The organism is Rhodococcus sp. KB6 (assembly GCF_001445685.1).
Taxonomy (GTDB): Bacteria; Actinomycetota; Actinomycetes; order Mycobacteriales; family Mycobacteriaceae; genus Rhodococcus_F; species Rhodococcus_F qingshengii.
The window spans coordinates 113,410-127,111 of sequence record NZ_LNAK01000025.1 but is presented as its reverse complement, the minus strand read 5'-3'; the positions used below and the strand labels follow the sequence as shown (position 1 = coordinate 127,111).

2 protein-coding genes are annotated in these 13,702 nt (G+C 63.0%); both read left to right on the top strand.

Translation table 11 applies throughout. The features are described 5' to 3' along the window. On the top strand, positions 1 to 12,566 hold a 12,566-nt coding region (locus ASU23_RS06135), incomplete at its 5' end, for a non-ribosomal peptide synthetase (protein ID WP_156423105.1). 86 nt (positions 12,567 to 12,652) lie between these two features. Further along, complete coding sequence (locus ASU23_RS06130) at positions 12,653 to 13,675, top strand: alpha/beta hydrolase family protein (RefSeq protein WP_003944025.1); 1,023 nt, start codon at positions 12,653 to 12,655, stop codon at positions 13,673 to 13,675. Positions 13,676 to 13,702: the final 27 nt, after the last annotated feature.

Sequence of the window (13,702 nt, the reverse complement as noted above, 5' to 3'; positions counted from 1 at the left end):
GTCGTGTGGATTTGACGGTGGGTCGGTTTGTGGCGGATCCGGTGTCGGGGGTGGTGGGTGCTCGGGTGTATCGGACGGGTGATGTGGTGCGGTGGGGGTGTGGTGGGGTGTTGGAGTTTGTGGGGCGCACGGATTTTCAGGTGAAGGTGCGGGGGCAGCGGGTGGAGTTGGGTGAGGTGGAGGCGGTGTTGGCTGCTCAGGTGGGGGTGGCTGGTGCGGTGGTGGTGTTGCGGTCGGGTGTGGGTGGGGATTTTTTGGTGGGGTTTGTGGTGGGTGAGGTGGGGGTGGTGGTCGATGAGGTGGTGGTGTTGGAGGGGGTGCGGAGGTCTCTTCCGGGGTTCATGGTGCCGTCGGTGGTGGTGGTGTTGGGGGAGTTTCCGGTGACGGTGCATGGGAAGTTGGACCGTAAAGCCCTCCCGGACACTGATTTTGCGAGCGCTGCGTTTCGGACTCCCGCCACTCCTGCCGAAATCGGAATCGCCCGTGCTGTTGCCGACGTTCTCGGTCTCGACCAGGTGGGTGCCGACGACAGTTTCTTCGAACTCGGCGGGGATTCCCTCAGCGCCACTCGAGTCATCGCCCGCATCAACGCCGCATTGCACACCAATATGGGGGTCAATGCACTGTTCGACGCCCCCGTGGTCGCGGACCTGGCAGCCTCGATAGATCCAATCGACTCCGCGCCGGGCGAGCCTGGACCCGAGGAAGCTACTCGTGTGCCCCTCACGAGTAGGGCACGGCCAGAACGTATTCCGCTGTCGTTCGCGCAATCGCGGATGTGGTTCGTCAACCAGTTCGACACGTCGTCTCCGCTCTACAACATCCCCGTCGCACTACAACTGGACGGGTTCCTGGATTCGGATGCGCTCCAAGCCGCGCTGGGTGATGTGGTGGAACGGCACGAATCCCTTCGAACGATCTTTCCTGCGTCCGCAGACGGGCCCTACCAGGTGATCGCCGAACCCGCGGTCGCTGCTCCTCGAATCCACCCCGTGCCGATTCCCGGCGAGGGGTTTTTCACGGACTTGCGCGCGTTCTTCGACATCGGATTCGATGTGTCCGAAGAGTTCCCGCTGCACGTGAGGTTACTCCGAAACGGGCCGGAGCAGCATGTACTCGCGATCGTTGTTCACCACATCGCCGCAGACGGCTTCTCGATGGCACCACTGGCACGCGACCTGATGAGTGCATATACCGCGCGCACGCAAGGTCGGAGCCCGGACTGGGTGCCGCTGCCGATTCAGTACGCCGACTACACCCTCTGGCAGCGTGAGATCGTCGACGCAGACGTTGGTCCGGAAACTTCGCCCTCGGCCGAATTCGATTATTGGACAGCGAAGCTGTCGGGTATTCCGGACGTCTTGCCGCTCCCTCTCGATAGACCACGAACCTCGAAACGGTCTGCCGAGGGCGCGGTGGTTTCGATGGACTTCTCGCCCGAGATCCATCGAGCTTTGAACGAACTCGCACACCAGAACGGTTCGTCTCTGTTCATGGTGATGCATGCGGCTCTGGCGGTATTGCTGGCACGGCTCACTACAGCGGACGACGTAGTGATCGGGACTCCGGTCGCAGGTCGCGGTGCATCGGTGTTCGACGATGTGGTCGGGATGTTCGTCAATACGCTCGTCCTTCGCACACCTGTCTCATCCGGAGCAACCTTTGCCGAGGTGTTGGCCGCGGTGCGGTCAACGGATCTCGGTGCTCTGGACCATGCAGACATCCCCTTCGAGAGGTTGGTGGATTACCTCTCGCCCGACCGTTCCACCGAGCATTCACCTCTGTTTCAGGTACTCCTCGAATTCCAGACCGATACGGGACTGCGCTTCGACTTGCCGGAACTGACGGTTCGCTCGCTCGACGTCGATCTCGCGGTTGCGAAATTCGATCTGCAACTGAGTGTGATGGAGCACGTCGACGAGCACGGTGAGCCCGCTGGTATCAGCGCCGGTTTCCGTTATGCAACAGATATTTTCGATCGAATGTCGGTGGCGCGCATCGCGGCGCGCTTCGAAAGAGTGATCGGCGCCGTGACCGAGAACCAGTCGGTGGTCGTCGGTGATATCGACATGATTCTGGTCGGCGAACTCAGCGGGTTGCTGGTTGCGCCCACGCCCTCTGGCGCCGGAACAGACGAGGATTCGTTGTCGGATCTCTTCGATCGCACGGCGCGGACGTCCGGTGCTGCCGTGGCGGTGCGCTGCGGCGGATTGTCGGTTACGTACCGCGAACTCGACGAGCGAGCAAACCGCCTTGCTCGACTGTTGGTGGCGCAGGGGGTGGGGCCGGAAACCTTGGTGGCAGTCGCGATGGCCCGCTCGATCGACCTGATGGTGGCATTGCTGGCGGTGGTGAAGGCGGGTGGCGGATACGTACCGGTGGACTCGACTTCTCCGGTAAACCGGGTGGACTTCGTGCTGCGTGACGCCCGGCCGAAGTGTGTGTTGACCACCCGGGCCGACGGCGACTACATACGAGACAGTGACGCAATCGCAGACAGCGAGATTCCAGTGATTGCGGTAGACGACCCGGTGATTCTCGATGCACTGCACAGGTTTTCTCCGCTTGCGGTGACCGACCGAGATCGGCTGCTACCGCTCCGACCCGAATCGGTGGCCTACGTGATCTACACCTCGGGGTCCACCGGGCGCCCGAAGGGGGTGCAGGTTTCTCACCGCAGCGTAGTGACGTTGCTGGCAAACACCAGAGCGCTCTTCGGCTTCGGCAGCGGCGATGTGTGGACGATGTTCCATTCGGAGGCATTCGACTTCTCGGTCTGGGAAATGTGGGGCGCACTCGCACACGGTGGCCGACTGGTACTGGTCGACTACTTCACGGCCCGTTCACCAGAGGCATTCCTCGAATTGCTACGGCACGAACGTGTCACGGTGCTCAATCAAACTCCCACCGCCTTCTATCAATTGGCGGAAGCCGACCGGCTTACCGGGGGTGCGGCCCTGTCATTGCGCTACGTGATCTTCGGCGGAGAAGCGCTCGACTTCGGACAGTTGACGCGCTGGTACGCCCGTCGCGGGACTTCGTCACCAGATCTGGTCAACATGTACGGCATCACGGAGACCACTGTGCACGTCAGCCATTTACCGCTCGATCGTGTGCTGGTGCGTCAACGATCGGCCTCGGTGATTGGTCGGGCGTTACCCGGATTGCGTGTGTATGTGTTGGATCAGCGGTTGCACCCGGTGCCGCCCGGTGTGGTGGGTGAACTGTATGTCTCCGGTGATCAGGTTTCACGCGGATACCTCGGCCGGTTCGGTCTGACGTCCGCGCGGTTCATTCCCGACCTCGCGGTCAGTGGTGCGCGTATGTATCGATCCGGTGACCTGGGGCGCTGGAACGACAGCGGGCAGCTGGAGTACCTCGGACGAAACGATCTGCAGGTGCAGGTGAAGGGGTACCGAATCGAACTCGGCGAGGTGGAGGCTGCACTGCTCTCCGGAGTGGGCGTGTCTCAGTCGGCGGTGGTAGCCCGCAGAGACCGGTTGGTGGGCTACGTGGTGCCGGAGTCCGGTGCCACTATCTCTCCGGCGGCGTTGCTCGAGTATGTCTCACAGAGGTTGGCGCCCCACATGGTCCCCGCTGTCGTGACGGTTCTCGAGGGTTTGCCGCTGACGGTGAACGGAAAGCTCGACCGGAATGCATTGCCTGAACCTGACTTCGGGCGACAGGCAACCGTAAGTCGTGGCCCCGCGTCCGCGACGGAAAACATCCTTGCGAGTCTGTTCGCCGAAGTTCTGGGACTCGAGGAGGTGGGGGTCGACGATTCGTTCTTCACTCTCGGCGGTGACTCGATCATGTCCATCCAGTTGGTGACGCGCGCCAGGTCTGCCGGAGTTCTGATCACACCGCGCGAGGTGTTCGAACGCAAAACTGTTGCGGCGCTGTCCGAGACGGCCGGAACGGCTGGCAACCGTGTCGTCGTCGACGAATTACCTGGCGGCGGCGTCGGTGAGATCGAATTGACGCCGATCGTCGAATGGATGCTTGACCGTGGTGGAGATTTTCGCCGGTACTCCCAATCTGTTCTGCTCTCGGTTCCTGCCACGCTCGACGAGGTCACGCTGACACTGGCCATGCAGGCTGTGCTGGACCACCACGACATCCTCCGCGCGGGCATCCGGGCGACGCATCATCCTGAATCCGCTCGGCGGATGGACGTTGCGCCTGTAGGTACGGTGCGAGCGGAGACCGTCGTACGCCACGTGAGCCTCGGGGGTTCTGCCGCGGAGACGGTCTCGACAGAACTCGACGCAGCTCTGGGGCGGCTCGACCCGGAGGCAGGTGTGATGGTGCAGGCAGTCCTGCTCGACACCGACGGGCAGATTCAAAAGGACCGGCAGAGCCGGAAACGGTTGCTACTGGTAGCGCACCATCTGGTGACGGACGGTGTTTCCTGGCGAATCCTGATCCCCGATCTTGCACTTGCCTGTGCGCAGGTGCAGTCAGGCGTCGACCCGTCACTTGCTCCGGTCGGAACCTCGATGCGTCGATGGGCACATGGCCTCGTCGACGCCGCGCGCGAGCCGGATCGGGTCGCTGAAATCGACTATTGGCGAGAGGTGCTCGAGGGCCCGGATCCGACTCTGGGTGTGCGCGCCCTGACGAAGAGGGACACCGCCTCGGCCACCATTGACATCGAAGTACGAGTTCCCACGGGATTGACCGAGGCCGTGTCGACGACAGTTCCGCAGGCGATTCACGGGAGCGTCGAGGACGGATTGTTGACGGCTTTGGCACTTGCGATGGTCCGCTGGCGCATGGACCGCGGCATCGACAATCCGGAGACATTGATCAGTCTCGAGGGGCACGGACGCGAGGAACAGGTGGTTCCCGGGGCAGATCTTGCTCGCACGGTGGGATGGTTCACGACGATCTTCCCGGTGCGGATCGATCTGAGCGGAGTGGATCCGGGTGACGCCTTGGCCGGCGGCCCGGCTGCCGGCGTCGCTGCCAAGACTGTCAAGGAACAACTCCGGGCGGTGCCGGACCGCGGCATCGGCTTCGGGTTGCTGCGCTATCTGAACCGCGAAACGGCACACACTCTTTCGCAACTTCCGGTGCCTCAGATCAGCTTCAACTACCTCGGACGCGTCGGTGGATCCGACGCCGACGCTTCAGCGGGATGGGTACCGATCCGTGACGAGGACCTGCGGACGGTTGCGGCCGTCGATCTTCCACTCGCCAGCGTCCTCGAGGTCAACGTGATGACGGTCGACAGCGATACCGAGGACGGTCCGCAGCTCGTTGCCGGCTGGACGTTCCCACCGGACATTCTGGGTGCGGACGACGTTCGGCAACTGGGGCAGTGGTGGCTCGACGCACTGGCCGGGCTCGCAGAGTTCGCGGCGGGCGGCGGCGGATTCACACCCTCGGACTTCGATCTGGTCGATCTTAGACAGGAGGCGATCGACGACCTCGAAAGTCGGTGTCCCGACCTGAGCGATGTCTGGCCACTCTCTCCACTGCAAGCGGGGTTGTTGTTCCACGCCGAATTGGCCGAACGATCGGTCGACGCATACCTCGTACAAGTGGCTCTCGATCTAGCCGGCGCAGTCGATTCGGAGCGCCTGCGCCGCGCCGCCGACGCGCTGCTCGGCCGGCATGAGAACCTGCGTACCGCCTTCCTTCACAGCGCCGACGGCCGTGCCGTCCAGGTGGTCCGAAGCAACGTGGCAGCGCCGTGGCAGGAAATCGACCTCACTGGTGCACCAGATCAGGAAATTGATCGAGCGCTGGCCGAGGACCGAGCGCGCCCGTTCGACATGGCACGGGCGCCGTTGATCCGATTCACCCTGATCGCTCTCGCCCCCGAAAAGTTCACGCTCGTGCTCACCAATCATCACATCCTTCTGGACGGCTGGTCCATGCCCCTGCTGATCCGGGAATTGGCGACGCTCTATGCCGCCGACGGTCAAGTGGCGGCCTTGCCTCACGCGCGCGCGTATCGCGACTATCTGACCTGGATGAGCCGCCGCGATCAGCAAGCTTCCCGAGCTGTGTGGGCGAGGACGCTGAGCGGAGTCGAAGGACCGACGCTGTTGGCTCCAGCGGTTCGATCGCGTCGACTCTCCACCATGGCGGCCGAGTGGGTGTTCGATCTGGACGAGGAATTCACAACCTCACTTCGCGGAATGGCGCGTGAACTCGGGCTGACGATCAACACGATTGTTCAGGCATCGTGGGGGATCGTCCTTGCTGCACTGACCGGGAGAGACGATGTGGTGTTCGGAGCGACGGTGTCGGGTCGACCTCCCGAGCTGACCGGGATCGAAACCATGGTCGGGCTGTTCATCAACACAATTCCGGTCCGAATCACGCTGCGCCCGAGTGAAAGTATCGGCACACTCCTCGCGCGGATCCAGGCCGAGCAAGCAGAGCTGTCGGATCACCACTGTCTCGGGCTTTCCGAGATCCACGTAGGCGCGGGGCCGGAGATCGGATTCGACACGTTGACTGTCTTCGAATCGTATCCCGTTGACCGTCAGGGGCTTTCGTCCGATACCGATATTGCGGGGGTCCGGATCACCGATGTCGAAGCCAAGGACGCTGCCCACTACCCGCTCAGCCTCGTAGCATCGGTCGACACCAGGCTCCGCCTGAAATTCGAGTACATACCCGAGGTTTTCGGTGCCGCCGACATCGAAGAGATCGCCGGACGACTGCGGCGCGTACTCGAAGCGTGTACCCAGCCGGATCGTCCCTTGGCTGTGGTGTCGGTGCTCGCAGCCTCCGAACATACTGAATTGGTGCCAGTCCGTGGCACGGCCGGCGGGTCGTCGCGCGTCTTCCCGGAGATCTTCGACGAGGCAGCCCAGCGTGATCCGAACGCACCGGCCGTGGAATCGGCGGACGGCAGCATGACCTACGGCGAGCTGGACATCCTTTCCAATCGCATTGCTCGCATGCTCGTCTCGCACGGCCTGGGAACCGAGGACTATGTAGCGGTCGGTGTCCCACGTTCTCTCGCGTCCGTGGTGTCGATACTTGCCGTCGCCAAGACAGGCGCTGCGTTCGTGCCGATCGATCCCGACTATCCGGACGAGCGGATCAATCACATGCTGATCGATTCGAAGGTCAGCTTCGGATTGACCACCACCGCGGGCCGAGATCGATTGCCCGATATCGCGGAGTGGCTGATTATCGACGATCCGCATTTCACGAAGAAGTGCGAGGGATTCTCGGGGAGCCCGTTGACCGACAACGACCGACTCCGTCCGATCGGGTTGGATTCAGCTGCCTACGTGGTCTACACCTCGGGGTCGACCGGCGTGCCCAAGGGCGTCGTGGTCACGCAGCGAGGGCTCGACAACTTCGCCCGAGACCAGCTCGAACGCTACGGCGCAACTCCACAATCACGCACGCTGCACTTCTCCACTCCGAGTTTCGACGGGTCGCTCTTCGAATATCTGCAGGCTTTCGGAGCCGGGGCGACGATGGTTGTCGCTCCACCCGGGATCTACGGGGGCGAGGACCTGGCGCAACTTCTGGCAGAGCACGCCGTCACGCACGCGTTCGTCACCACAGCGGCATTGGCATCGGTGGACCCAGCTGGGCTGGAACAACTTTCGGAAGTCGTATTCGGGGGCGAGGCGTGCCCGCCCGACCTCGTCGCTCGCTGGGCACCTGGCCGCCGCCTGTACAACGCGTACGGACCGACCGAAGCAACGATCATGTCCAACGTCAGCCCGCCGATGACCGCCGGAGAACCAATCACCATCGGTGGACCCGTCAGGGGCGTCAGCGAACTGGTGCTCGACACTCGACTTCAAGCGGTTCCCGTCGGGGTCCCCGGCGAGCTGTACCTGGCCGGACCAGGCGTGGCACGGGGATATCACCGAAGGGCGGGGTTGACGGCAGAACGCTTTGTTGCCAACCCGGCTGACCCAGGAACGCGGATGTACCGCACCGGCGACATCGTGCGATGGACGGCGGACATGTGTGTCGAGTACGTCGGGCGAAGCGACTTCCAGGTCAAGGTTCGAGGCTTCCGTGTCGAACTCGGTGAGATCGACAGTGTGCTCATGTCGGAGCCTAACGTCGGTTTTGCCGTTACGGTTGCCGATTCCGCCCCCACCGGAGACACCCGACTCGTGTCGTACGTCGTGCCCACGGCGGGTCGACTGGACACCAGGATCCTGAGTCGCGCCGTGGCCCGGCGCTTGCCTTCGCACATGGTGCCTGCCGTTCTCACGGTGCTGGAGAACATTCCGTTGACCGCTGTCGGAAAAGTCGACCGTTCGGCGTTGCCAAGACCCGAAATCGAGACGACCACAGGGGATTTCCGTCCCCCGGTCGGCCCGGTCGAACAGGCAGTGTCGGACGTGTTCGGCGAGGTGCTCGGCCTCGAACGAGTCGGTACCGACATCAGTTTCTTCGAGCTCGGTGGAAATTCTCTGAGCGCCACTTCGGTCGCGGCGAGGCTACGGGCGGTACTCGGAGCTACCGTAGGCGTGCGGGATCTGTTCGAGACGCCGACGGTGGCCGAGTTGGCTACGGTGATCGGCCACTCGGTTGCCGAAGGGTCGGAGCGACTGGGACCGCGCCCCCGACCCGACAACATCCCCTTGTCGTTTGCTCAGCAGCGGATGTGGTTCGTCAATCAACTCGACACCAGTTCTCCTGCATACAACATTCCGCTCGTGGTGCGGTTGAGCGGTGAACTCGACAAACCGGCCTTGAGATCAGCGATGTCCGATGTCATCGCCCGCCACGAATCGCTGCGAACGATGTTCCCGGTCCACGGTGACGGACCGGTCCAGCACATCCTGCCCACCGAGAGCGCCGAGCTGCCGCAACTGACCGAGACATCGGTGACCGACGAACATCATCTCCGTGACGAGCTTGCTCGGATGGTCTCGGCCGGTTTCGACGTCGCCGCACGAATTCCCCTGCGGGCAGCGTTGTTCACCATCGATGAGCGCGAACACGTGCTTGCCGTAGTGGTGCACCACATCTCGGCTGACGGCTTCTCGATGTCTCCGTTGACCCGAGACGTGATGATTGCATACGAGGCCCACGCGTACGGCGGGGATCCCCAGTGGACGCCGCTTCCAGTCCAGTACGCCGACTTTGCGCTCTGGCAACGGGAGATTCTGGGCTCAGTCGACGACCCCGGGTCGGTGATCAGTGAGCAGTTGGCTTACTGGCGACGTGCATTGTCAGGTGCTCCCGACCTCTTGGAACTTCCGCTCGATCGAGACCGGCCGACGCAACAGAGTTTTCACGGCTCGCGGATTCACTTCTCGATCAGCAGTGATCTTCACCGCCGTATTCTGAACGTGTCGCGGCAGCACGAGTCCACTGCATTCATGACTGTGCATGCAGCGCTCGCGCTCTTGCTGGCACGTTTGGGCAGCACCGACGACATCGTGATCGGCACGCCGATCGCCGGCCGGGGAGATCGTGCCCTCGATGATCTGGTCGGCATGTTCGTCGGCACGCTCGCACTGCGCACACAGGTGGATCCGGCTCGATCGTTCCGCGAGTTGGTTGAGCATTGCCGCGAAGTCGACCTCGCCGCGTTCGCTTATTCCGACGTGCCCTTCGAGCGGGTAGTGGACGCGGTCGGGCCGAAACGGTCGAGCGCTTATGCACCGATTTCCTCGGTGTCGCTGGAATTCCAGAACAACAAACGACCGATTCTGAAGCTACCGGGACTGGAAGTCCGCGGGATCGACCCTGAACTCGAGGTAGTGAAGGTAGACCTGGAATTCCTTCTGGCCGAGGAGTACGACGATCGCGGTGAACCGGGAGGGATGAGCGGAGCCGTCGACTTTGCCACTGATCTCTTCGACCCCGGTACGGTCGGCGGTTTTGCCGACATGTTCGTTCGTGTGCTCGAGGCCGTGACCCGGAATCCGCAGGTACCGATCGGTGACATCGACCTACTCGGCGATCTCGAACGTCGCGAGTTGACGCCGGCGCATGGGCTCCCCGAAGTACCTCCGAAATTGTGGCCTGAGTTGTTGGCGGACGCCGTGGCGATCGATCCTGACTCGGTGGCCCTGTCGCTCGAGAACCGGCAGCTCAGTTATCGCGACCTGGACGAGTGGTCGAATCGTGTTGCCCGGGAGTTGTGCGGTCGCGGTGTGGGCCCGGAGACCTTCGTGGCACTGGGAATGCCTCGCTCGATCGAATCGGTGGTGGCGATCTGGTCGGTGACCAAAGCCGGAGCGGCTTTTGTGCCTGTCGATCCGGCCTATCCGCGCGAGCGCGTCGAATACATGCTCGCCGATTGCCGAGCCTCGCTCGGTTTGACTGTTCAGACCAGCCGAACTCACCTACCCGACGTTGTTCCCTGGCTGGAACTCGACGACCCACACTTCGCCCGGCGGGTAGCCGCGCTGTCGCCGGAACCGATCACCGATGACGATCGAACCGGTGAACTGAACCTCGATCATCCGGCCTACCTGATCTACACCTCGGGATCTACCGGGAAACCCAAGGGAGTGAACATTACTCATCGAGGTTTGGCGAGCTTCACGGCCGAAACTCGTGAGAGGTTCGAGGTCACTCACGACTCTCATGTCTCTCAGTTGGCATCGCCGAGTTTCGACGCTTCCATCTTCGAGTTGACGATGGCATTCAGCGCCTCGGCGCAAGTCGTGATCGTTCCGCCTGCTGTGTACGGTGGCGCCGAATTGGCCGATGTTTTCCGGCGCGAGCAGGTCACTCATGCCACCATTACACCGACCGCGCTGGCGGCGTTGGGTGACAACGGTTTCGAGGCGCTCCGTGTTCTCGATCTGGTGGGCGAGGCCTGCCCGCCGGAGGTCGTCGCGCAATGGGCGCCGGGTCGGAGGCTGCACAACGGCTACGGCCCGACTGAAACCACCGTGCAGGCGAGCGTCAGCGATTCGATGAAACCCGGTGCGGGAGTGAATATCGGCTCGCCGGCAGTGGGCTTCGGCTTCCTGGTGCTGGACGAGCGTTTGCAGCCCGTCCCGGTGGGCGTGCCGGGGGAGTTGTACATCATCGGTCCAGGTATGGCACGTGGGTACCATAATCGGGCGTCGCTCACGTCGGAACGATTTGTCGCGTGCTCGTACGGGTCGCCGGGGCGCCGGATGTACCGCACCGGAGATGTCGTGCGTTGGCGTGAATCCGGCGGTGACAGTGCCAAAATCGTTGGCTCCGGCGATGGGGTGCATCACACGCTCGAATACATCGGGCGCAGCGACTTCCAGGTCAAGGTCCGTGGTTTTCGGATCGAACTCGGGGAAATCGATGCAGTTCTCTCACGCCATCCGTCGGTGGACTTCGCCGCGACTGTCGGCCACACGGGACCGTCGGGTGAAACGGTCCTGGTGTCGTACGTGCGTGCGTCAGCTGCCGACGCCACCGGCACTGACGAGATACGGGCGTACGCAGCCGACCGACTACCCTCGCACATGGTTCCGTCGGCAGTGGTGCTTCTCGAGCGGATTCCGATGACACCGGTGGGCAAGCTCGACCGAAAGGCCTTACCGGAACCCGAATTCGGTTCGGCTGCAGCCGAGTTCCGCGAGCCGGTCACCGACACCGAGCGTGCCGTGGTCGACTCGTTCGTCGAGGTTCTGGGTGTCGACCGGGTGAGCACTACCGACAGCTTCTTCGACCTGGGCGGGTCCTCCCTGGTGGCCACCCGAATCGTCAGCGCACTGCACTCTCGTTTCCAACGGAGAATCCCGCTTCAGTGGATGTTCCTCGACCCGACACCCGCTGGAATCGCTCGACGCCTCGACATGCCGACAGCCGACGCCGGTATGGAAGAGCTTCTCGCCGTGGTTGTTCCACTGCGGACGGAAGGGACTGGGCGACCGCTGTTCTGTGTGCACCCCGGTATCGGCCTGTCCTGGGGGTATGCCGGCTTGGTGCGGTATCTGCCCGAGGACAGACCCGTGTACGGACTTCAGCTCCCCGCTCTCAGCGACGACGGTGACTATCAGTCGATCGAACAGTTAGCCCATCGCTACGTCGAAGAGGTGGAGGCCGTTTCGCCGGACGGGCCGTACGACTTACTCGGATGGTCCCTCGGCGGAGTCATCGCGCACGCCATGGCCGTCGAACTGCAATCGTCCGGCCGCGACGTCGCCACACTGGCGATGATGGACAGCTACCCCGACAACGGCGATGCCCCTGCGTCAGCCGAACTCGACGTCCGAGACCTACTGCGAGGACTCGGCCTCGAACCCCAGACCGACCGAGATCTGACCTTCGACGAGGCGGCGGCCGTGTTGGCCCGGAGGCTCGGGCCCGAGACGGGAGTCGACGGTCGGGACCTCGAACGGATTGCCCGAGGGTACGAGACTTCACAGAGAATCACGCACCAGTTCGTTCCCCAGGTCTACGAAGGAGATCTGCTGATCTTCCTGGCATCCGGAGAAGACGACACAATTCCGCGCGACAGGTCGCCGCAGGAATGGAGCCCACTCGTGACGGGCCGGATCGTGGAGGTGCCCGTGCGCTGCGAACACAACGAGATGATCGAACCTCCGGCCATGGCGGTCATCGGACCGGAGCTCGCCCGGGTGCTCTCGATGTTTTCCGGATACTCCGAACGGGCATGACAACTTCAAGCCACCAAGCCGCACGCCCGCGAAGCGAGCGCCACCGAGCTGTTGCCGGGCACCGCAATCGAGCACGAGGAGCGGCAATGAGAAGAATCGGACGTACTCGGGCAATGCTTGTCGTCGCACTCGTCGCGTGGACGGGACTGTTCGGCGAAGCAGCGTTGGCCTCGGCTGACCCGGCCCCGACATCCCCTTCAGGCGGTTCAGCTCTCGATCACGTCGAGGAGATCAACGCCCGTCAGCTGACTATGTACGTCTACTCGGCTGCGATGGACAAGGTGATTCCGCTCGAGGTGATTCGGCCGGCAGACACGAGTGCGCCCCGGCCGACCCTCTATCTACTCAATGGCGCCGGCGGAGGCGAGGACACGGCGACGTGGCAGACACGGACAGACGTCGTCGACTTCTTCGGCGACAAGAACGTCAACGTCGTCAACCCGATCGGCGGTGCCTACAGCTACTACACCGACTGGGAGAAGCCCGATCCTGTTCTCGGACTGAACAAGTGGACCACATTTCTCACCCAGGAGTTGCCACCGATCGTCGATGCCACGCTCGGGACTACGGGTACGAATGCCGTTGCCGGATTGTCGATGGCAGGTACCTCGGTTCTGAGCCTGGCCGAGGCGGCGCCATCCGTTTACCGTGCCGTCGGTGCTTTCAGCGGGTGTGCTGAGACGAGTACTCAACCCGGTCAGGACTACGTGAGATTCGTGGTCGGATTCCGCGGCGGCAACGTGGACAACATGTGGGGTCCTCCCGGCGGTCCGGGCTGGGTAGCCAACGATCCTGTGGTCAACGCCGAGAGATTGCGGGGGGTCGACCTCTACATCAGCAATGGATCGGGCCTGCCCGGCCCACACGAGAATCTGGGCGGACCGATGGTCAACGGCGACCTCGGCGTTCTGGCGAACCAGGTGATCGTGGGTGGAGTCATCGAGGCCGGGACGAACCAGTGCACCCAGCGTTTGGCCGAGCGGCTCGACTCCTTGGGCATCCCGGCCACCTATGATTTCCGGGCAACTGGCACTCACTCTTGGGGTTACTGGCAGGACGATCTTCACAACTCGTGGTCGATGATTGCCGCGTCGATCGGTGCACGTTAGCCGGCGAACCCTGGGGTCGGTGGCTGA

What these genes read in the sequence shown, in the direction of transcription:
- ASU23_RS06130 (WP_003944025.1), top strand. Translation starts at nt 12,653, where the DNA reads ATGAGAAGAATCGGACGTACTCGGGCAATGCTTGTCGTCGCACTCGTC.